Below are 23,713 nucleotides of genomic sequence, written 5' to 3' on the forward strand. Positions count from 1 at the left end.
AGTAGCAAAACAGTTATGAACAGATACCTCAGACAAATTCAGGTACCCGAATTTGGGAAGGAAGGACAAGAAAAATTGAACAAGGCCAAGGTATTGGTGGTAGGCGCAGGGGGTTTGGGAGTGCCGGTATTGCAGTACTTGACTGGTATGGGCATAGGAACTATCGGAATCGTGGATGGTGACCGAATTGAAGAGACCAACCTGCACCGCCAAGTCATCTATTCCCCTTCCGATGTAGGGAAAATGAAGGTGGAGGTTTGTAAAGTTAAGCTTTCTCTGCAAAACCCCGAAATGAACCTGCAAACCTATCCTAGTTTTCTGAATAAGGAAAATGCCCTAACACTGATTGGCAAATACGATTTGGTGGTGGATGCTACGGATAATTTTGCGACTAGGTACCTTATAAATGATGCCTGTGTGTTATTAAAAAAGCCCTTTATCTATGGTGCTTTACAGTTTTTTGAAGGCCACGTCAGTGTGTTTAATTATCAAAATGGCCCCACCTATCGATGCCTTTACCCTAATCCTCCAGACCCAGGGCAGGTACCCGACTGCAATCAGGCAGGGGTATTGGGCATTGTGCCTGGCATTATTGGCTCCTTCCAAGCATTGGAGGCCTTAAAGGTGATCAGTGGAATAGGGGAGCCACTTTCCGGACAGCTTTTGGTAATGGACCTGTTGGGTCAATCACAATATAAAATAAAGCTTAAGCCTAACCCCAGCTATACAAATTTACACACCTTGGCAGATACATACGAAGTACCCCTATGTCAAACTGAAACCTCACCTACATTAAGTGTAGAGGAATGGATGAACTGGGATAAGGAACATGTACTTATTGATGTAAGAGAAACGCATGAGTATAAGGCCGGACATGTTCCACAGGCTGTTTCTTGGCCCTTGTCAAAAATACAAGGTAAACTACCCGACTTACCTAAGGGAAAGCCTTGGATACTCATGTGTCAAATGGGGGGACGCAGCCAAAAGGCCATCCATTATTTAAAGGAATCCCACCCGGAACTTGAACTGTTCAATTTAGAAGGCGGCTATGGCCGTTGGAAACAGGTGGCTAAACAAACCAGCGAAACATGATAAGCGTACAAGCAGCTAAAGACCTCATACTCTCCCAATCCTTGAAATTGGAGACGCAAATCCTGCCTATTTGGAAAGCAGTAGGCAATATTCTCGCCGAAGATGTGCTCGCAGACAGGGATTCGCCCCCTTTCAACCGGGTGACCATGGATGGAATAGCCTTACAGGCCTCAAAATTGAAAACACAAAAATCCTTTGCAATAGCCGGTGTACAAGCGGCAGGTAAATCCCAGCTTACCCTGGAGAAAACTGATCAATGTCTAGAGGTGATGACCGGGGCAGTACTACCTAAAAACACCGACTGTGTGATCCCCTACGAATGGCTGGACATAGAAAATCAAACTGCTACCCTTAAGGTGGATGAGCAAGTGGATGCAAACCAAAATGTGCATTTAAAAGGTTCTGATGCCAGGAAGGGAGATATCCTAATTTCCAGAGGAAAAAAAATAACCCCCGGAAGTGTTGGGGTAATGGCGGCTGTTGGTTTGCCTAATATAAAAGTGATAGTGCCTCCAAAGGTGGTGGTCTGTGCCACAGGGGATGAATTGATTCCGATAGAAGACACCCCTCTACCCCATCAAATCCGAAACTCCAACTCCCCCATGTTGGTCGCGGCACTTCGGGCATTGGGCATGGATGCGGAAAGTAAATATATACCCGATGACAAGGCCTCCATGAAGAAAGAACTGGCTCAACTTCTTGGACAATATGAGGTCTTGATGTTTTCGGGAGCCGTTTCGAAGGGGAAGTTTGATTTTTTGCCGGAGGTCTTAAATGAATTGGGAATGGAAAAAATGATCCATGGGGTGGCGCAAAAGCCAGGTAAACCCTTCTTGTTCGGAAAGTTGGAGAATTCCCTGGTATTTGGATTCCCGGGAAATCCCTCATCCACCCTGGTATGTTTCCACACCTATTTTAAGCCTTTGCTTTTTCAGGCTCTTGGGATGAAAACTACCTTGGCTACCGCTAAGCTTACCACTGAGATCCCCTTCAAGAAACCACTTACCCTCCACCAGTTGGTGACTCTCTCCCTGGTAGAAGGAGAACTTCTGGCCACACCGGTCCAACATTCTGGCTCCGGTGATTTGATTCACCTTTCCATAGCCGATGGTTTTTTGTCCTTGCCGGAGGATTCCGAAAAACACAAAAAGGACGAGGCCTACCCACTGGAATATTTTTATTGATATTCACCTATGAAATCGAACCTGTCCTGACGGCAGTCAGGGCATGACGGAAACGTCACACACTGGGATGATTATAGACTGCGAGATTCCCCCGAAGCAAGTTCGGGGCAGGCTATATGACCGCTGAAAAGACAATTATAAACAGATGAAATCGAGCATGACGAGCACGTCACACACCGGGATGATTATCGTTGCGAGATTCCATGTGACCTTAAAAAGACAATTATAAACAGATGAAAGAAATAAAAGAAATCATCAGTTCCTTTGAAGAAGCAGTAGAAAGAGGGGAACAAACTGCCTTGGCTACGGTGGTAAAAGTAATAGGTTCTTCCTATAGGCGACCGGGAGCCCGAATGTTGGTGACGGAAAACGGGATGTTGACCGGTGCCATCAGCGGGGGTTGTCTGGAAGGGGATGCACTTAAAAAAGCCCAGTTGGTGATGCTGAAAAAACAGTCCATGTTGGTGACCTATGACACCACGGATGAAGACGATGCCAAATTTGGTGTGGGTCTTGGGTGTAATGGCATTATCCACATCCTTATTGAGCCCATTGACCCTAGCCAGGAGCTTCATCCCATACAACTGCTCAAAAAATGCCTTACTGATAGAAGCCCAAAGGTGTTGGCCACCTTATTTGATCTGGAAAACCCGCGAAAACCCCAAATTGGTACCTGTTGGCTAAAAACCAGTGAACAAACCATTGCATTTGGGAAATCTGAACCCTTTCAAGGTACCTTGACACCTATGGCTCAGAAAGTGCTACAGGATAAAAAATCCTGGATAGCTGCCTTGGAAGGCCAACATGCTTTTGTAGAATTGGTCCATGCTCCCATTCGCCTCATGATTGTTGGAGCAGGCAACGACGCTATCCCCTTAAGCAAAATGGCCCAACTCCTCGGATGGGAAGTCACCCTCATCGACGGAAGGGAAAACCACGCCAACTCGGGTCGATTCCCCAATGTGGAGGACATAAGGGTGTTGGATGCAGAAATGGTATATGAAACGCTTCATTTTGACGATAGGACAGCTATGGTGTTGATGACCCACAACTTCAATTACGAACTTTTACTATTGAAGGAAATGCTACCCATAAGCATCCCCTACGTAGGTGTCTTGGGACCTAAGAAAAAATTGGTAAAGTTATTGGAGAATTTGGAGAAATTGGGTAAGGCTCCAAGCACCGATGATAAAGAAAGGCTGTTTGGGCCTGCGGGATTGAACCTGGGTGCTGAGGCTCCAGAGGAAATAGCCCTTTCCATTATCAGTGAGGTAAAAGCAGTGCTCTCTGGTGAAAAAGGCACGTTTCTGAGGGAAAAAAAGGGTCCTATCCATGAGGAGGAAAGGTTATAAATACCTTTTGAAATGGAATTAAATCCACTGGGATTAGTCTCTCCAACTGACGCCTTTTTTAAACACAAATTTCCCTTCTGTTGGTCTCACCTCAATTTGTTTACTTTCAAGTATCACGAAGAATTGAAGTACTCCAAAAAGACATGACATAAATTTTATCAGGAATTTTGTAAGTAATTACCAGACAAGTTTAATAGATTTGTCGTTATAATAAATGAAATGCCACTCTTTACCAGGAAAATAGCGCTACTTGTTTGTTATCTTTGCTTTAATGCGGGGTTGAGCTATTCCATGCATTTCTGTGAAGGGGACTTTAAGCACTTCAACTTTTTTGCATCCTCAGAAGGATGTTGTCCCGGAGAGACAGAGATGCCTGACTGCTGTGAGGATGTGAGTCACTTGGAAGTTCCCAATGGAGAGGAATTTCAACCCAACCAGGTCTGCCTTTCCCTTTCTGACCTCACTTTCCATCCCTCAATCCTATTTGAAAAGAATATCCAATTAAACTGGAGTATTGCCGAAAAGCTTGGTTTTTCTGTACATGCCCCTCCCCTTATACCCACCCAAACCTCCTTGTTCTTGATCCACCAAGTTTGGTTGATCTGATTTTTTATTTTTCCTGAAGGAATTCCTACTCCTCCTATATTTCATCCCTTATTTCTTTTCTTACATGCTTCGGGAGTTATTCCGGGCTAATCCTATGCATGGCAATGCTCAACGCTTTAATAAAATTCTTCCTTGAAAATAAGGTAATTACGTTTACCTTACTATTTCTAATGATCGCTTGGGGGATCATGGTAGCTCCATTCGACTGGGACAGGGGTTTCCTTCCCGAAGACCCCGTACCTGTGGATGCTATCCCTGACATAGGGGAAAACCAACAAATCGTTTTCACGGAGTGGATGGGAAGATCCCCCCAAGATGTAGAGGACCAAATCACCTATCCCCTAACCACTACATTGCTTGGATTACCGGGTGTCCGTTCCATTCGCAGCACTTCTATGTTTGGCTTCTCCTCCATCTATATCATCTTTGAAGAAGAGGTGGAATTTTATTGGAGCAGGTCAAGGGTGTTAGAAAAGTTGAATGCATTGTCCACAGGACTGCTCCCAGAGGGGGTACAGCCCAAGTTGGGGCCAGATGCCACCGGGCTGGGGCAGGTATATTTCTACACTCTTGAAGGTAGGGATGAAAACGGGGAGCCAGCAGGGGGCTGGGACCTGCATGAACTGAGGTCCATTCAAGATTTTTATGTGAAATATGGGCTTTCCGGTGCTAAGGGCGTCGCAGAAGTGGCTAGTATAGGTGGGCATATCAAGGAATATCAGGTGGATTTGGATCCCGTGGCCATGAAGGCTCATGGAATTTCCATAATGCAGGTCATGGACGCCATCAGGCAATCGAACTTGGATGTGGGTGCAAATACCATGGAGGTTAATCAGGTGGAATACCTAGTTAGGGGCTTGGGATATGTAAAGGACATTGAGGACATTGCTACTTCCGTAGTTACCAGTTCCGACAACATACCCATTAGTATAAAGGATATCGCACAGGTAAGCTTGGGCCCAGCCAGCAGGTCCGAAAGGGCTATTCTGGATAAGGGAGGGGCAGAGGCTGTAGGAGGTGTGGTGGTGGCAAGGTATGGAGACAACCCTCTTCAAGTAATAAGCGCAGTCAAGGAAAAAATCGAAGAGCTGTCCGAAGGCCTACCCAGCAAAACCCTGGAGGATGGCACTGTTTCCAAAGTAACCATTGTTCCATTCTACGACAGGTCAGGACTGATCAAAGAAACTCTCAATACCCTCAACGAGGCCATTAGCTTACAAGTACTTGTGACCATCATTGTTATAGTGGTTATGGTATTTAACCTCAGGGCCTCTTTCCTGATTGCTTCTCTATTGCCCATAGCTGTATTGATGTGCTTCATCATGATGAAACATGTGGGGGTGGATGCCAATATTGTGGCCCTCTCTGGTATTGCTATCGCCATAGGCACTATGGTGGATTTGGGCATTATACTGAATGAGAACATATTGCGTCACCTGGAAACTGCCGACGGCAAACGTCCTTTAAAAGCGGTGATCCTAGACGCAACTTCAGAGGTTGCTGGAGCTATCCTTACAGCTGTATTGACTACCATAGTCAGTTTCTTGCCCGTATTCACTCTACAAGCTGCTGAGGGGAAATTATTTGGCCCACTTGCCTACACCAAAACCTTCGCCCTTCTTGCTGCTGTCCTAATCACCTTGATTTTCATCCCTGCACTTGCTCATTGGACATTTGGCTTTAAGGTTTCCACAAAAAAATACAAGGCAATAGCCAATATCCTACTGGTATTGGCAGGGATCTATTTGCTTTTCCTTTACCCATGGGCCGGCCTGGTTCTTTTGGCTTTTGGCAGCTTACATCTGGTACATTTGTTTTTCCCAGAACACACAGCAAATGGCAAGTACAAGCACCTTATTAGCATGATAATCGCCGTATTGGCCCTGAGTTATCTGCTGGCAATGGAATGGCGTCCTTTAGGGCTTGAACAGTCTCTATTACTCAATGGGCTGTTTATTATAATCCTTATAGGGCTGGTGTTGGGATTCTTCTCCCTTTTTATGTATTTCTATGAGCGGATGCTGGGATGGTGCCTGGACCATCCCATGCTTTTTTTATCGGTACCTACTCTCCTTATCCTATTGGGTTTGAATGTTTGGTTGGGCTTTCCCCGGCTTTTTGGATTTGCAGCAGATGGGATGGAAAAGCTTGGTTGGGAAGTCAGAAACACTTCCACATGGAAAGGAATGGCACAGACCTTCCCTGGCTTGGGAAAAGAATTTATGCCAGCCTTAAACGAAGGCTCCTTTCTCCTTATGCCCACCTCCATGCCTCATGCAGGTGTGGAAGCCAACCTACGTACGGTTAAGCAATTGGACTTATTGGTTCAGTCCATACCGGAAGTGGAAATGGTGGTAGGAAAAGCAGGAAGGGCCGAAAGCCCGCTGGATCCTGCCCCGCTCACCATGTATGAAAACATCATCAACTACAAAACCACCTATATCCAAAACGAGGAAGGGGAAAAAATACGGTTCAAAACCAACAATAAAGGTCATTTCGAGATTAGCCTGGACGGAAAATCTTTTTGGTATGACAGAACGGAGCAAGAAGTCTTTAACGATGAAGGGAATTATGCGGACAGGGAAACCACAAGAAAAGCCCAAAAAAACCCTGGAAAATATTTAGTTGAGGACGACAAAAGGGGTAGCTATTTCAGACAGTGGAGAGACCATATCAAAAGCCCCGATGACATTTGGGACGAAATCCAAAACCGCACCTCGAATATCCCCGGGGTGACATCGGCACCCAAGCTTCAACCCATAGAAACCCGCCTGGTCATGCTGCAAACCGGTATGCGTGCTCCTATGGGACTTAAGGTGTATGGACCTGATTTAGAAACCATTGAGAGTTTCAGCCTGAAACTGGAGTCCTTGTTAAAGGAAGTGCCGGCAATTAAGGAGCAAGCTGTTTTTGCCGACCGCTCCCTAGGCAAGCCCTATTTGGAAATTGACCTGGACCGACAGGCAATGGCACGTTATGGCTTAAGCATCGCAACTGTTCAAGAAATGCTTGAGCTTAGCATAGGGGGCATGACCTTGACCACTACAGTGGAAGGCAGAGAAAGGTATGGTATCCGGGCAAGGTATGCCAGGGAGTACAGGGATGATCCCGAAACGCTTAAAGAAATCCTGATCGATACGCCCGTTGGCCAGCAAGTGCCTTTGGGTCAACTAGCAGAAATCACCTTCAGATCCGGACCTACCATGATACGGGGAGAGGAATCATTTTTGGTTGGCTACATCATGCTGGACAAGGCGCAAGGCTATGCTGAGGTAACTGCAGTTGAACAAGCCAAAAAACACCTGCAAGAGAAGGTCCAATCGGGAGAACTGGAGGTTCCATCTGGGGTTTCCTATGTTTTTTCTGGAAGTTACGAAAACCAAGTAAGGGCCGAGAAGCGCCTTAGCTTGGTCATTCCCCTCAGCCTCGCAATTATCTTCCTTATCCTCTATTTGCAATTTAAATCCACAGCACTTTCTTTGATGATATTCACCTCCATTGCCATGGCCTTCTCAGGAGGGTTTCTCATGCTTTGGCTGTATGCGCAAGATTGGTTTTTTGATTTTCCTATCCTTGGAACCAATCTACGGGACCTATTCCAAATGCAGACTTTTAACCTTAGCGTTGCGGTATGGGTTGGGTTTATTGCCCTGTTTGGCATCGCCACCGATGATGGGGTAGTGATGGGTACCTATCTTAAGCAAAGCTTTGAAAAACTGAATCCCGGGGATGCAAAAAGCATCAAAATGGCAGTGCTGGCCGCTGGAAACAAGAGGGTCAGACCTTGTCTGATGACCACAGCAACCACCCTATTGGCTTTGTTGCCTATACTTAGCAGCACAGGAAGAGGTGCTGATATCATGATCCCCATGGCCATTCCTGCCTTTGGGGGAATGAGTGTGGCTGTGGTCTCCTTGTTTATTGTGCCCGTGCTGTATGGCCGGTACAAGATCCTTAAACTAAAAGAAACGGATGTATAGCACTATTGGTAAACATCTTCAATACAGACTAGCTATGAAAACTACTGCAATTGACCCGATTCAAAAAAGCCAGCAAAGCACACAGCTTTTCCCCAGAATCAGTGGTGGACTAGGCTTGATAGCCATGTTGCTCTTTGGCGGGCTTTCCTCCCAGGCCCAAGAAGCTTCCCCACCACTGAGCCTGTACTTGGAGATGGCGGCAGAAAATAATCCGCAGGTGATGGGAGCATTTAATTCCTATAAGGCACAACTTGCACAAATAGACCAAATGGGTCAGCTTCCAGACGCAGAACTTGGAATAGGTTATTTCCTTCGGCCCATGCAGCTTCTCATGGGCAATCAAATTGGAGAAGTTTCCTTGATGCAGATGTTCCCTTGGTTTGGAACCCTTAAGGCTGAAAAGTCGGAAGCATCGGCCATGGCAAAGGCAGGCTATGAGGCCTTCAGGGAAGAACGTAACCAAGTGATGTTTGAAGTAAAAAACACCTACTATGACCTGCTACTATTACAGCAAAGCATAGAAATTACAGAGGCAAACCTGGTCCTTCTGGAAAGCCTGGAAGAATTAAGCCTGGTCCGATTTCAAGGTGGAGAAACCGGTGCGGCTTCAGGCAAAGCCAGAGAGGCAATCCCAGCCCCCACCTTTTCTGGCTCCCTTTCACCTGGAAACCCAATGGACATGGGCGGTGCATCCACTTCGGAGTCCCCAAATACGCCGAGTTCCTCGGGAATGAGTACCATGAATGAGGGCAAAGGAGCTGCCCGTCTAACCGATGTACTGAGGCTACAAATTCAAATAAAAGGGCTGAAAAGCGAACTGGGTCAGTTACATAATAATAAAAAACCCCTGATACAAAAGTTCAGTCAACTTACCGGATTATCGGTAGAGGAAGAGATTGAACTGGTACATGGAGAAAAGATAGCCTTAGCCGAATTAGAAGAAATCCTTTTGGACAGCCTTTGGAACAATAACCCAATGCTCTTGATGCTCGGCAATGAAGCAGATGCATTGCAAACCAAGGCCAGATTGGCTGAGCTGGCCGGAAAGCCCATGATCGGTTTAGGCGTCAATTACATGCTATTGAATTCAAGACCTGAAATGGGAATGCCGGGCAATTCCCCCGGGATGGAATATACGCCTGCCGGAATGGGAGGTAATATGTGGATGCCCATGTTAACCCTAAGCCTGCCCATAGCACGAAAAAAGTATAGGGCAATGGAATCCGAGGCCCAGTACTTAAAATCCGCCAACCTGGATGAGCAGGAAAACCTCCGCAATTTGCTTCAAACAGCACTTGCGGAGATCCTCAACACTATCCAAGATGCTGAAAGGAGAGAAATTCTTCTCCAGGAGCAGGTGGAGCTGTTGGAAAAAACCCTGGAGCTAATGATAGTAGCCTATGCCAATGATGAGGGAAGTTTTGAGGAGCTAATTGCCATACAGCGGGAGCTGCTGGAATTCAGACTGGATCAGGTAAAAGCAGAACTTGATGTACACCGTGCCCATGCCAGGCTCGCTTCCTTGGTGGGAATATAAATTACTGCCCTTTTTAAAACGAATTACAGTTGAAACACTAATGTCATGAAGAACCGAAAAAATATTATATGGATTTGCTTGTTGCTCATAACTGGGATCCTTATTGGCTGGCTAATTAGGGGAGGAAGTGATATAGAGCAACATGATCATGAGCACGATCATGAAGATGAATCTGGCACCACCTATACCTGCTCCATGCACCCTCAGATCCGTCAGGATGAACCTGGGGACTGCCCCATTTGCGGCATGTCCCTTGTACCAGCCAGTCAGGTGAAAAAAGAGGAAAGTAGCCCATTTGTATTGGAAATGACCAAGGAGGCGGTGGCCATGGCAAATGTCTCAACTACGAAAGCAAGAAAGGGAACTGGTGAAGGCAAGACTACTCTGACCGGAAAGATAAAAATCAATGAACAAAAGGTAAAAAGTCTTACTGCAAACTATCCGGGTAGAATTGAGGAACTTTTTGTCAATTTTACCGGACAGGAAATAAAGAAAGGGGAAAAACTAGCAAGCATCTATTCTCCTGAACTGGTCAATAGCCAAAAAGAACTCCTGGAAGCGGCCAAGATCAAAGACAGGCAACCGAGTATTTATCAAGCAGCAAAGGAAAAACTCCGGTCCTGGAAAATCAGCGAGCAACAAATCCAAGAAATAGAAACTAGCGGCAAGGTTCTTACGAATTTTGACATTATCGCAGATAGTGATGGAGTGGTCTGGTCCAGAAATATTGCCACCGGGGACTATGTAGGCAGAGGAACAGCCATGTTCGATCTGGTGGATCTTTCCTCGGTTTGGGTAATCTTGGATGCCTACGAAAAAAATATTCAAAATGTCCAAATTGGAGACCCCATTTCTTTTAAGGTCGCTGCAATTCCCGGAAGGGAATTTAGCGGTAGGATAACCTTTATCAACCCTGTGATGGATGAGTCTACCAGGACAATTCCACTAAGAGCAGAAACCAGCAACCCAGGAGGCAGATTAAAACCAGGAATGTTTGTCCAAGCGGAAATATCCTCCACATCCAGGGAACTTCCTGGATTACTAGTACCTAAATCCTCTGTACTTTGGACTGGTCCACGTTCGGTGGTTTTTGTACAGGTGGGAAACAGGGATGCACCTGCCTTTGAGATGAGGGAGGTAGAGCTGGGAGGAGCTGTAGGCAAAGATTATAGGATACTTTCAGGAATAAATGAAGGAGATGAATTGGTAAGCCAAGGCACCTTTGCAGTAGATGCTGCTGCGCAACTTACCGGTAACTACAGCATGATGCTCAGGCCTGAGGTAAAATCCATGGATGTACCCGAAAGTTTCAGGGAGCAAATAACTGAAACGGTGAAAGCCTATTTACCACTTAAGGATGCGTTTGTCGAGAGCGACCCCCAAATGGTCTTATCAAAAATCGCCCCCTTAAAAAAGGAAGTGGAGAACGTACAAGACGAAGACCTGGACCAAAATTCCTTAGAAGAATGGAAAGGGATTAAACGCAGGTTGCTAAGAAGCCTAGAAGGAATGGGTGAAGCAAATGAAATAGGTGCTCAAAGAAAACACTTTGAGGACCTATCAGAGGAGATGATAGAGGCTGTGGAGCTCTTCGGTGTAATTGGGTTGACCCTGTACCGGCAATTTTGCCCTATGGCTTTTGATGATCAAGGTGCTTATTGGCTAAGTGCAGAAAAGGAAATTAAAAACCCCTATTTTGGGGATGAAATGCTCACTTGTGGCGATCTTAAAGAAACCTATGAACCGGGCAAAGAGGTATTGGAAGGGGATTCCTCTCCGGAACAATCCCAACAGCATCACCATTAAAAAATAATGCTTGAATGAAGGAATTAATCATTGCTCAAAAAAAAACCAAGATATTTCTTTATATTGCCATATGACCACTGACTAAATAATGAGAACAGATGCAATTTGCTTTCATTAAAGTTAGCATCCTTCTTCCGATTAAAGGCTGCGGATCGATCCAATTAATTGACAATTATCAATCCAAAAAGAATTAATGATTTGGTAATTGAAGAAGGCATCTCCGAAAGCGAGATGGATGCTAACTTAGTCCTATTATTGAAAAGGCAATGAATTCGGCAGATATACAGCTTTTGGAAAAAATAAAAAGGGGCGAAAGCAAGGCTTTTGAATACCTTTTTGAAAAGAATTATAAGCCCATGGTAGCAAAGGCTTATTCGAAATTAAAGGATCTGTCTACCTCTGAAGATTTGGTTCAGGAAATATTCGCGGAACTGTGGCACAATCGAAAGCATTTAGATGTCACCAGCAATTTGAGTGGGTATTTAATGACCGCCGTGAAGTACAAAGTATTTAGGCATATTGACCGACAACGTCTAATCTGCCAGCTTTTACCTGAACATGACTCCAAACATTTTATAAATGGGGACATTTTGGCTTTTGAGGAGTTGTATGGTCAGTTACAAGTGATGATTGAAAAACTCCCCCAAAAGGAAAAAGAAGTATTTGTGCTTAGCCGCTTCCAATACTTAAACATAGCCGAAATAGCAGGCAAATTGCATTTGGCACCCCAAACCGTACACAACCGGATGCATCAAGCCTTAAAATTTTTAAGGGCAGAGTTGCGACATTATCTTTTAAATGTGTTTATAATTGTTTTTTCAGTGGTCATATAGTGCCCAGTCCTGTAGCTATCAGGGGGCATTCCTACCATTTACAATTGTGACGTACCCGTCCAACTTGATTTCCTTACTGTAATTACCAACTTTTAAAACACTGTACGTCGCCTGCGTCCTGCTCGATTTGATTGTTCCTTTTTCTTGATTTTTTCCCTATCTATTTAAAATAGTTTAAGCTCCTTTATTAAGGTATTATTACGGCACCCGTGTGTATTTAACATTCAATTAATGTTTTTTTTAGGTAGTACAACAGGTATTTCTGCACTTACTATTATAGACGCTATTTTATGAAGGTACCTCTACACATCCAAAAACTGATTGCCAAGGCATTAAGGGGAAAAATAAGTCCTACTGAAAAGGCTGAGTTGGATTGTTGGTACCTTCAGGAAGGAGGTACTCACCATACCGATCTAAATATCCTGGAAAAAATTAACACCAAAAAAGACCTTAAAAAAACCCTTAGGAAAATAAATTTAGTAAATGAGCCCAAAATGCTGCATTGGTTGAACGTGGTGGCTGCCAGTATCGCACTTTGCATTATAGCGGGTCTTTGGTGGGTCACTCCAGGAGTAGAAAGGGAAAAACTGGTGCAACTAGAGGATAACCATGAAACCATACAAAATACCCAAGGAATCCGCAGAAAGATCACTTTGGCAGATGGCTCCAAGGTATGGTTAAGGGGGGAAAGCCGACTACAGATTCCCAGAAAATTTGTCGACAACCGGCGGTTAAGGTTAGAAGGAGAAGCTTTTTTTGAAGTAGTAGAGGACTCTCTTCACCCTTTTCAGGTCATCACCGAATTGGCTGTAACAGAGGTATTGGGAACCTCTTTTCTTATAAATACCAAAAACCAGCATCAGCAAACTATCACCGTAAAAACAGGAAAGGTAGCTGTAACGCCCGTAATCCATAAAATCGATACAAATGCCACCCAAACCCTCACCGCATTACAACAGGTAAAGTGGAATACTGATGGAGGTTTTGGGGACATTCAAACCGTGGATCCTAATCTCTCTTTTAGTTGGGTGGAAGGCATACTTTTCTTTAAGGAAACCCCAATGAGTGAGGTCCTGTCTGAACTGGAGGAATGGTATGGTCTTGAAGAAGTGATCAGGGAAAATTTAGGAAATAATTGCAAGGTCACTGCTACCTATACTCGCATGAGTCTCAAGGAAGTTATGGAATCTTTACAATATGCAACCGGAATAAACTATAAAATCAATGGGAAAAAACTAAAAGTAAGCGAAGGAAACTGCTAAAAGACGGTGCTACGCCAATAGCACCGTCCAACGATTAGCGCTACATCGGGAAAATGTAACTCAACTAAATCTTTACAAAATTATGAAAAAAAAGCTACTTGTCCTTTTTATGAGGATCACCATCCACACATTTATTACAGGGGCCTTGTTCTATTGGGGTTCCGGAGTGGTTTGGGCCATACATTCGGATGCCCAGGTAATGAAAGAGACCCCAGTGGTCATACCTAATACCACCATCGAACTATTTGGATTCCTCTCTTCAGTAGAAGAGCAGACAGGATTTAAGTTTGTTTATGAACAAAATATAGATCTCCAGCAACTATTGGAATTTACGGTGATGGACACTGACCTTGAATCTGCTTTGGAAGAGGCGAGCAGGCAGTCCAACCTGGCCTTCAAACAAATCAACCAAACCATTACCGTACGGGAAAAAACAATTACCGTAAGTGCCAGCGGGTTAGCCTCTGTGGACCAAATGGTAACAGGAAAAGTGGTGGATGATGAGGGTAATCCCATCCCCGGGGCAACGGTCTTAGTAGAGGGTACTTCAGCAGGTACTGCTACAGACATAGAAGGCAATTTTGCCATTGATGTACCACCCGGTGGGGTGATATTAGTTTCCTTTATAGGCTACCAATCCATACGAATAGAAGTAGGGAACCAATCCGAAATTCAAGTCACCTTATCCGAAGATGAAAGTTCACTGGAAGAATTTGTAGTGGTTGGATACGGATCCGTGGAAAGAAGGGAACTCACCGGATCAGTGGCCTCCATTGGTAGGCAGGATATAGTCGCAGAGCCCATTTATTCTTTTGAGAACCTACTACAAGGTAGGGCCGCAGGGGTAGATGTGGTGGCCGATAGTTATAGACCAGGGGCTGGATCCACTGTCCGAATTCGCGGAGCCAGGTCTTTGGTGGCGGGAAATGATCCGCTGATCGTCATGGATGGGATTCCCATTGAAGGCAACCTTATGGACATTAACCCATCAGACATAGAGTCCATAGAAATATTAAAAGATGCTTCTGCTACAGCCATTTACGGATCCCGGGGATCCAATGGGGTGATTTTGATCACCACGAGAAGAGGCTATGCCGGGGGGACACAAATTGAGTATAGTGGGTTTGCAGGTTTACAAAACATGGCAAACCGTGTGGATCTTATGAATGCGGATCAATACATTGAAATGAACCGGGAAGCAGCAAGGCACCAAGGCACCTATACCACAGATGAAGCATTGTTTCTCGATTGGGAGTTGGAAGCCATAGAAAGAGGGGTAAATACCGATTGGCAAAGGGAGGCATTCCAGACAGGTTTTCAGCAAAATCACCAATTAAGTGTAAGAGGCGGAACAGAAGATACCCGATATGCCCTATCCGGTACCTACTTGGAGCATAATGCCATAGTTGGAAACAATGACTTCTCCAGATTTGTGGGCCGCTTGAACCTGGATCAGGATGTGACCAAACGCTTTAGGGCAGGAGTATCCGCACAGGTTGCATATAGCGCTGAATACCGTGGGGGTAATTTTAGGGATCTCCTGCTCAGAAGTCCCTTGGATTGGCCAGAAAGAGCAGAGGGTGCTCTGACCAGTGAATTTGCAGTAGGAGAAAACTTCCCTACGCTGGCCCTAAACAGGGACTTGTTTATAGACAGAAGGGACAGGACCAGGATCATCACCAACGTTTATGGAGAGATTGATATTATTGACGGGTTGAGTTACAGGTTCAATTTTGCCCCTGACCTTACCTATTCTGAGCGAGGCAACCATACCTGGCAGACTTCTACGGCTGGAATTTCCAATTCCCGTACCAGCAACATCCTTTACGAGAACATCATCAACTACGAGAAAATTTTCAGCCAAAACCACAAGCTCAGGGCAACAGGACTGTATTCGGTTCAAACTTTAAGAGGTATGGGCTCAGCAGTTTCGGTGAGAGGCCTTCCCTTTGAGCAGCAACGCTACCATAACATAGGCACTGCGGAGGAGACCACTGGCAGAAGCTCCTTCCTCAACGAGTGGGAATTGGAGTCCTATATGCTAAGAATCAACTACAGCCTGATGGAAAAATATATGTTCACCCTTACAAGCAGAATCGACGGATCTTCTAGGTTGGCCGAAGGAAACCAGTACGGGATTTTTCCTTCCGCTGCTTTTGCCTGGCTTTTAGACCAAGAGGGCTTTATGAGTGGACAGTCTTTCTTTGATGAACTGAAGTTTAGAGCCAGCTATGGGGATGTAGGAAACACAGGTATTAACCCCTTTCAGACCCAAGGAAGAGTGCAACGAATCGGTTATGCCTTTGGGGATCAATCGGTTTTCGGATTCCAAAGTGCAGAACTTGCCAATACCGACCTGCGCTGGGAAAGAACCCGACAGGTGGACTTGGGCGTGGATTTCGGTTTCTGGAATAACCGGGTGATGGGTACTATTGGGCTCTATCAACAAAATACTTTTGACCTGTTGATGAATAGGCAACTCCCTCCCACTTCCGGGTTTGCCAGTGTTTTGGAAAACGTGGGAGCAACCAGAAATAGAGGATTTGAATTCAATATATCCACTGTGAATGTGGATGCCAAATCCCCTGGGGGATTTAGATGGACTACCGATATCGTTTTTCACACCAATAGAAATGAAATAGTGGAGCTTTATGGTGGCAAAGAAGATGACCCTGGTAATCGCTGGTTCATTGGCCATCCCATAAATGTATATTTCGATTGGGAATTTGAAGGCATTTGGCAGGAAACTGAAAGGGATATGGCTGCAAGCTTTGGGCAACAACCCGGGGACATGAAATTGAGAGATGTCAACAACGATGGGCGAATTGATGCCGATGACAGGTTAATATTGGGCTCTGATGTACCTGGATGGACAGGAAGTATCAATAACCGTATCAACTACAAAAACTTTGACTTGTCCTTTTTCATCTATACCACCCAGGGCATCACCATTTTCAGTGAGGCAGGAGGAACTTCCCTAGGAGGAATGATCAACTTAAGGAGAGGATATAACCTAAATTCCAGGAATATAGACTATTGGACCCCGGAAAATCCCAGTAACGAGTACCCTAGACCAAGAGTAAGAGGCCATGATTATAGCACTCCCATGGGGTATTTTGATGCAAGTTTTGTCAGAGTAAGGAATATCACTTTGGGATACAGCCTTCCCAATCAGGTGTTGGACAAGCTAGGACTGACAAAATCAAGGTTCTATGGGGGAGTACAAAACCCCTTTACTTTCACAGGCTTTCCTGGCTTGGATCCTGAAGGAGCCAGAAATCATGACATGCCTAATTTCAGGACATTCTTACTAGGAATAGATCTAGGATTTTAATTCCCACAACTACGATGAATACACTAAAAAAATACATAGGATTGGTAGGTCTGTTGGTTGCCTTACAAAGCTGCGCAGACCTTACGGAAAACATGATTACGGATACGGTGGCCGATGTACAGTTCTCCACTGCAGAGGGACTTGACGAGGCTCTTATAGGAGCTTATCAGCCCTTACGCTGGTTTTATGGAAGGGAGCCCGGCATGTTGATGAACCTTTACGGAACCGACCTTTTTCAGGAAGGTCAAAGTTACAATTCCTGGTGGGACAACTATGGCCCTGGACTGAACTCCTCAGCCCGCTTAGAACCTTCAGGACAAGTGCTAGTATGGGAGCATTTTTACCGTGGAATCAACTACGCAAACACGGTGGTAACCCGTTCGGAGGAAATCGATGGGCTGGATCCAAACTTCAAAAACACCAAAGTCGGGGAAGCCAGGTTTCTCCGTGCCCACTACTATTTTGTGTTGGTGCAGCATTTCGGTGGGGTTCATTTGACCCTAGAAGAAACCCGGGCAGTAGAATTAGAGGCTTTTCGGACACCAGAGCCTGAAATTTATGAGGCTATAGTGGCAGACTTAAACTTCGCAATCGCCAATTTACCTGTAAACCAGGTACAATACGGTCGCCCCACCCGCTATGCTGCCGTAAACCACCTGGCAAAAGTTTACCTTACCATGGGAAACTGGGAAAAAGCCGCGGAACTTGCGATAGAAGTCATTGAGAGCGGACAGTATCAATTGTTGGATAACTATGCTGATATCTTTGACCCTTTCAACCAGCGGCATTCTGAAGTTATCTGGTCGGTGCAATGGGGGGATAATCCTGAGGTAAACAACCCCGGCAACGAGCTGCAACGGTTTTTGGCTCCCAGACAATGGTTACTTCCTGGTCTTATAGGGGACGATATGTACCACGTAGGAATTGCAAGATTCTGGCCTACCGATTATGCTTTGACGGAATTGTTTGGCAATGACTATAGGAATGGTGGATTACATATCCGAAACGACAGTAGGTACCATGCCACCTTCAAAGAGGTTTGGGAATACAATGACGTCCCTAATATCCCAGCCGGGAGGGCTGCTGGGGATACCGCAGCCTGGTTTACAAATGACCCAATTATGCAGGAGCTTTCTGATGAAGAAGTAGCACAAAAACCCTTTAGACTCATAAGGATCAGAGACCGAAATGATGTTTTTTCTCCAACCGTTCAAAAACATAGGTACCCCTTCTTGCGAAACAACGGCAGGGACTATATGTACATGAGACTGGGGGAGACCTATTTGATCGCAGCTGAAGCCTTAATGATGTTGGGCAGGCTGGACGAAGCTGCTGAATATTTCAATGTGGTACGAAGCCGCGCTGCCTATCCTGGGGAAGAAATCCCACTTATTACCCCCGATGAGTTGGATATTGACGAAATTTTGGACGAGAGAGGCAGGGAACTTGCTGGTGAACTGCACAGGTGGCCGGACTTGAAAAGGACGGGTAAGCTGCTGGAAAGGGTAAGAAAATACAATCCCTACGGAGGACCAAATATTCAGGAGCATCATGCCCTTAGGCCCATTCCACAAAGTCAAATCGACCGTACGCAGAATGAGTTTGGCCAGAACCCGGGCTATTAATACAATTGCTAGCATAACCTAATCAACTTTCCCCTGCCCATCGTAATTGGGTGGGGGTTTTTTGTTACGGTTTTTTCTGGAAAGGGGTAATAGGATGGAAAAATAAAATATGAAATCGAGCCCGCCTTGACGGCAGTCAGGGCATGACGCGAGCGACACACGGAGGGATGATTATAAAACATGCGAAGATTCCCTGTCTGCCGACCAGGCAGGCATCTAACCACTGAAAAAAATATAAACAGATGAATTGGAACACCTTTTACCGAGAAATGAAATACTGCAAATTCAGAATGTTTTAGAAGAAAATATTTTTTTAATTACTAATTATATATATTTTTAGTCCTTAACCTATTAAGCCCTTTTACTATGGACTTCAACTTTCTAAACCTGGCCAAAAACTCAATTTTGGTAGCATTTATTCCCATTACTCTACCTGCTATTGCGCAAGATGGCACCATTTACCCCCTTGATCCTCCTGATGAGCCTAATGCTATACCGCTTGGTACGGGAAGCGTCCAAGACCAGCCCGCTCCAGAGACCTGGTTTCGCCAGTGGGGCGACCCAATGGCGCGGAATATCTCCAAGGCGACCCTGACACCATTTCTGCCCGAACCGGGAAAGGCAAATGGCACAGCCATTATTGTGGCACCTGGAGGAGGTTTCAGATGGCTTTCGATGGGTAATGAAGGCTGGGAAGTAGCCGAGGCACTTGCCGAGCAAGGAATCGCCGCCTTTGTACTCAAATACAGGCTGCACCCAACCTCGGAGTCGCTGGATGAATTTACGGAATGGATGAATAGACCCCGGCCGGCCGCGGCTCCGTCTTCAGAAACTACAGAAAGTGAAACCCCACCAAGTCCACAGCAACGTGACTTATCCAATCAGCTTGAGGATGCGGAGGCTGCCTATGCCATGATCCTGGATAGGGCAGATGAGTGGGGAGTAGATGTAGATAGAATAGGCATGATCGGTTTTTCTGCCGGTGCAGGCCTCACAATGCACTCAACGCTTCACTCCGAGACCATGAAACTGGCCTTTATTGGCCCAATTTACGGAGGTATGGGCTCGGTGGAAGTGCCAGAAAACGCACCGCCAATGTTCAATGTTATTGCCACGGATGATTTTCTCTTTCGCGGTCAATTTGGGGTAATTGACTCCTGGTACAAAGCCGGCATACCTGTAGAGTTTCACCTTTACCAGAACGGTGGCCACGGTTTTGGCCTCGGGAATCCCGGCCGGACCAGTAATCGCTGGTTCGAAGCCTTTATGCATTGGCTGGAGGTTAACGAGTTCCTTACTGGGGAGTGATCGATGGTCAGTCCATTCTTTTAAAGGACGAAAGCTGTCTTTTTTTTCCGGGATATTATCAATACATTTCTAAAAATACCCTACTAATTACGGTCAGGTGTTTTTAACCTACACTCAGGAGCTCTCTCCCGAGTTTGTGAACACCCTCTAGGACTTCCTTCCTGTTGCTTGGCCTGGGAGTTTCCCGGCCTGTTATGTAGTGGCCCAGCTGCCTTGGCAAATTAATAAGCCACGGATGCACTAATTTTCACTAACGAAGTGGAAGTGTTCGATGATGTAGGAAGACCACATTCAGTCTAAAAATAATCCTCATCCCACAAGGAAAGGAGGTGGTTTGGGGAAAGTTAGTGGTTTTTTTAATTTTGAAATTATTATCCCTCATTTTCTTTTGTAGTGAAATATTTCAGATGTAAAACCATTACTATTCGCTCAGGGCATATTTGGCAAAACAAAGGGCTTCTCCTTGGGCTTCTACCGGGTTGTAGGGCGTTTCTCTGGGAACCTCTTAAATCATCTGCAAATTAATGAGCACCAAAGGCACCAAAAAAGCCTGAAGGTTTCGACGTTTCGCACAACTTTGTGGCAAATAGGAAGTTATGGATGCACTGATTTTCCTCCGGTATAGTTAAGGATCAAAAAAATCCCTTACCTAAATGGCAAGGGATTCAAATTAGAAGTTCAAAATCCTAATCCATTGGATCAGGTAAATTATTAGGGCTTCTGTCTCCAAGGTTTTCATAAAAGGGCCGTATAGGGGCATAACCATCGTTACCGGGCTCGTTTGGAATATCATTATCCCTAATGTCGATCACGGCCATTTGATCTGGCGTGTCCCTTAATGCACCATTTTCCATCAAGTGTGCCAGAGCATCCACCTGGGTTACATTACAGTTTCTCATGTTGAGACGGTAGAGGTTGGTGAAGTTTCTGATTACTTCCATTCCTTCATCCCCGAATTGGACATCCCTGATTATCAATTCCTCTAGGCGTGTGGCACCTGCAAGTGAGCTTATGTCCGTGATCCCTTCCAGGCGGTTGAGGTTAAGGTATACCAAATCATTAAACCCTTCCAACATGGAGATATCCGTCACCAAGGTCTCCCTCAGACTTAACCATTCCATACCCTTTAACTCCGCGATTGGGCCGAGGTCAGCAATTTGCTGTTCCCTCAAATCAAGGGAAATAAGATTTTCAGCGGACTCCAACCCCGTGAGGTTAGTCACCTCTGCGTTTCGTAGGTTTAGGCTTTCCAAGCCCAAGATATTTTCAGTGTTGATGCTTTCATCGGCACCGAGTTCCAGTGCTTCTCTGATCGCCAGTTCCAAATTCCCATCGGGAAAATTGATGACAGCTGGGAGTACTGGGCCATTCTCATCGTCGTTGCAGGAAGCAAAGACACAGACTAAAACACAATACCAAAATAAGTTAATTTTCTTCATGTTATTTTATTCTTTTGTAGTGAAATAATTCAGGAGTAATACCATTACTATATTCGCTCAGCGTATAATAACCGCCATATTTACCAAAACAAATGGCTTCTCCCTGAGCTTCAACCGGATTGTAAGGAGCTTCTTTGGGAACCTCTTGCATCATATTCAAAAAGGACTCACCTTCGGTTCTGTTCCAATAAAATATCTGGTCGTCATTTTTAATTAAAACCTCTAAACCGTCATCTGAAACTGTTCCGGCAAGTGCTCTTCTAAATCCGAAATTTCCTGCATGAATAAGGGTAAATTCCTCTTCTACAGGCTGAGGATATGGGGCAACAAAAAGCATGGACCAGAAATCCCGTTTTGTGGCCAGAAAGATGTCTCCTGTCCATGGATCCACCATTAAGGCCTCAGTATCGTGACTCTTATCGGGAAACCTAAACTTAAATTCTTCAAATTCCCACTCCAAATCCACCACTTTTCCCCTGTGAGCTGGTTCAAATTCAGGTTCCAGAAACTTGTAGATGGTGTACGAGTTATACACCTGGGCGTTGTCTCCTATATCTCCTAGGTATAAGTAATCCATTCCGTCCTGGGGATCAGTGACAATTTCTATATCCTCCCAGTCGCGGTTTCTCATTCCAGTGATTTTGTATGCCGCTACAGTTTCTCCGGTGTTCTCATCCATTAGAAATATTCGGTTGTCATTTCCCCGATCCTGATGGGTCCATAGATATCCTTCATTTTTTCGGCTCCTAGCTAGTCCAGAAGCTTCTATCAATGTGGATTCGCCCATTGACTCACCCTCCTTTGCAAAGAAATCCACCGTGACCAAATTCCTTAGGTCATACTCGACCGCAAATGAATTTTGATTTTCCCATGGACTCTCAAATTCAGGTGTTGTGTTTAGGCAAGCAGATAACAGGCCCAACAAACATATTGATGTGATGTAGTGTTTTTTCATAAAAAAAGATGACAGGACATTAGTAGCCCCGTCATCTTATTAATTGAATTACTGGGCACCAAAGGCACCAAAAAAGCCTGAAGGTTTAGGAGTTTCGTATACCTTACCATTCACCTCGTAAGATGCATATCTGGGCTCAAAATCTGTTTTGCCCCCAGTCAAGGCCAAAGACCCCTCCTGCAAATGGAAGTTGGCATCCTCGGGCATTCTTCCCACAGTACTACCTTCCCTAGCTGCATCGATATCGAAAGTTCCCAAAGTATAGTTTACAAACATAGGGTCGTTTTCGTGAACACCACCTGCAACATCAGAGGTAGGTATAGGCTGACCACCTTCTCTTCCAATGGTTCCATTTGAAGGATAAAACTCTTCCACGATGATTTCTTCATCACCATAATAGTATTGGTGGCCCCAATCGGTATTGGCCAAATCAGGCTGGTCATCCGGTGGAACCATTCTCAACCCATATCTGGAATTCACCACCATGTTGTTAAAACACTGGCCTCTAGAGCCATTTTCATAATTTAAGGATCCTCCTCTTCCAGCTTGAGTTCTCCTCCAGCCGCTGGATACAATCGTGTTGTTGTAAAAATAGTTGTCTGCCTGAGGAGTTCTGCCCTTAGAATTGGCCACCTTTAGTCCGTTCGTTGCAGACCCATAAATGAGATTGAAGCAAAAGTCTCCAACGGTGCCTGATTTCGTATTCACTGCCTCTCCACCAGTCTCTCCGTTAAGTTCAAATACGCTATGGGCAATAAGTGTTTTTGCCCCGTTTAGTCTGATGGCGTCATCTTTGGAATAGGCTATTCTAGAATGCCACATGATAAAATTCGAAGTCAAACCATCGTCTTGCATGTAGATGGCATACCTTGGCTCACCCTCGCTTATTTCGCCTTCTTGTACAATGGGATTGCCAGCTTCACCTGGTGCGCCGGCATATTCGATATCCACATATTCCAAAACCAGGTCCTTTACTGTCTCTGTGGCTGATATTCCACCCCACAAACCGGCAAAGGTGTTGGCACTAGTTCTTAGCCCCTGAGGTACAGTGAACAATATTCTGTTGTCTTCCGATCCATAGCAATATAGACTTCCATATAACTGAATTTCGGGACTTGACCCTTGTCTGCCATCTCCGTCTATGATTATGGTGACACCTTCTTCGATGGTAAGGCTCTCTCCTTCAGGAATGATAACGTCACCTGTAATCGTGTAGGTGCTACCAGCTTCCCAAACCCCGGAGACTTCTCCAAACATATTATCCTGCGTAGGCTCTGCAGGGGTTTCTTCTTCCTCTTCTTCTTCAATGATAGGAGTTGATTCATCATCAGAGCATGCCATCATTCCAAATAATAGCATGGATAGAAATAGTGCTGAAATCTTCTTCATAAGCTTCAAAT

General features: G+C 45.2%; 15 protein-coding genes. 12 read left to right on the forward strand and 3 right to left on the reverse strand.

What is annotated here, in order from left to right; all coding sequences use genetic code 11:
* Positions 1–15: 15 nt before the first annotated feature.
* The 12 genes from DB520_RS14520 to DB520_RS14575 all read left to right on the forward strand — a co-directional run bounded on the left by DB520_RS14520 (position 16) and on the right by DB520_RS14575 (position 19,919).
* Entirely contained in the window at positions 16–1,092 is a 1,077-nt protein-coding gene (locus DB520_RS14520; RefSeq protein ID WP_114750442.1) for a HesA/MoeB/ThiF family protein, read from the forward strand.
* On the forward strand, positions 1,089–2,276 hold the full coding sequence (locus tag DB520_RS14525) for a molybdopterin molybdotransferase MoeA (protein ID WP_114750443.1): 1,188 nt from the start codon (positions 1,089–1,091) through the stop codon (positions 2,274–2,276). Before DB520_RS14520 ends, DB520_RS14525 begins: the two co-directional genes overlap by 4 nt.
* A 233-nt stretch (positions 2,277–2,509) precedes the next feature.
* Entirely contained in the window at positions 2,510–3,628 is a 1,119-nt protein-coding gene (locus DB520_RS14530) for an XdhC family protein (RefSeq protein WP_114750444.1), read from the forward strand.
* Between the two features lie 219 nt (positions 3,629–3,847).
* The gene (locus DB520_RS14535; protein WP_157972090.1) at positions 3,848–4,234 is read left to right on the forward strand and encodes a hypothetical protein; all 387 of its coding nucleotides are present in this window, start codon (positions 3,848–3,850) and stop codon (positions 4,232–4,234) included.
* 104 nt (positions 4,235–4,338) lie between these two features.
* Positions 4,339–8,214, forward strand: a complete 3,876-nt coding sequence (locus tag DB520_RS14540; protein ID WP_114750598.1) for an efflux RND transporter permease subunit — start codon at positions 4,339–4,341, stop codon at positions 8,212–8,214.
* A 34-nt stretch (positions 8,215–8,248) separates the two neighbouring features.
* Complete coding sequence (locus tag DB520_RS14545) at positions 8,249–9,751, forward strand: TolC family protein (protein WP_198675347.1); 1,503 nt, start codon at positions 8,249–8,251, stop codon at positions 9,749–9,751.
* Positions 9,752–9,796: 45 nt separating this feature from the next.
* Positions 9,797–11,557 carry an efflux RND transporter periplasmic adaptor subunit gene (locus tag DB520_RS14550; protein ID WP_114750447.1) on the forward strand — a complete coding sequence of 587 codons (1,761 nt, stop codon included), beginning with the start codon at positions 9,797–9,799 and terminating at the stop codon, positions 11,555–11,557.
* Between the two features lie 266 nt (positions 11,558–11,823).
* Positions 11,824–12,390 (forward strand): RNA polymerase sigma factor, encoded by a 567-nt coding sequence (locus tag DB520_RS14555; protein WP_114750448.1) that lies wholly within the window; start codon positions 11,824–11,826, stop codon positions 12,388–12,390.
* A 290-nt stretch (positions 12,391–12,680) separates the two neighbouring features.
* Complete coding sequence (locus tag DB520_RS14560; RefSeq protein ID WP_114750449.1) at positions 12,681–13,652, forward strand: FecR family protein; 972 nt, start codon at positions 12,681–12,683, stop codon at positions 13,650–13,652.
* A gap of 82 nt (positions 13,653–13,734) precedes the next feature.
* Complete coding sequence (locus tag DB520_RS14565; protein ID WP_114750450.1) at positions 13,735–16,986, forward strand: SusC/RagA family TonB-linked outer membrane protein; 3,252 nt, start codon at positions 13,735–13,737, stop codon at positions 16,984–16,986.
* Positions 16,987–17,000: 14 nt separating this feature from the next.
* A complete protein-coding gene (locus tag DB520_RS14570) occupies positions 17,001–18,611 on the forward strand; it encodes a RagB/SusD family nutrient uptake outer membrane protein (RefSeq protein ID WP_114750451.1) in 1,611 nt (536 codons plus the stop codon).
* 366 nt (positions 18,612–18,977) lie between these two features.
* On the forward strand, positions 18,978–19,919 hold the full coding sequence (locus DB520_RS14575) for an alpha/beta hydrolase (RefSeq protein WP_114750452.1): 942 nt from the start codon (positions 18,978–18,980) through the stop codon (positions 19,917–19,919).
* 686 nt (positions 19,920–20,605) lie between these two features.
* Here DB520_RS14575 and DB520_RS14580 read toward each other — a convergent pair.
* The 3 genes from DB520_RS14580 to DB520_RS14590 are packed head-to-tail and all read right to left on the reverse strand — an operon-like array spanning position 20,606 to position 23,702.
* Positions 20,606–21,358 (reverse strand): leucine-rich repeat domain-containing protein, encoded by a 753-nt coding sequence (locus DB520_RS14580; RefSeq protein ID WP_114750453.1) that lies wholly within the window; start codon positions 21,356–21,358, stop codon positions 20,606–20,608.
* 1 nt (position 21,359) lies between these two features.
* Complete coding sequence (locus DB520_RS14585; RefSeq protein ID WP_157972091.1) at positions 21,360–22,313, reverse strand: hypothetical protein; 954 nt, start codon at positions 22,311–22,313, stop codon at positions 21,360–21,362.
* 48 nt (positions 22,314–22,361) lie between these two features.
* The gene (locus DB520_RS14590; protein ID WP_114750455.1) at positions 22,362–23,702 is read right to left on the reverse strand and encodes a hypothetical protein; all 1,341 of its coding nucleotides are present in this window, start codon (positions 23,700–23,702) and stop codon (positions 22,362–22,364) included.
* Positions 23,703–23,713 lie beyond the last annotated feature (11 nt).

The sequence above is a fragment of the Pleomorphovibrio marinus genome (genome assembly GCF_003347495.1).
Lineage (GTDB): Bacteria > Bacteroidota > Bacteroidia > Cytophagales > Cyclobacteriaceae > Pleomorphovibrio > Pleomorphovibrio marinus.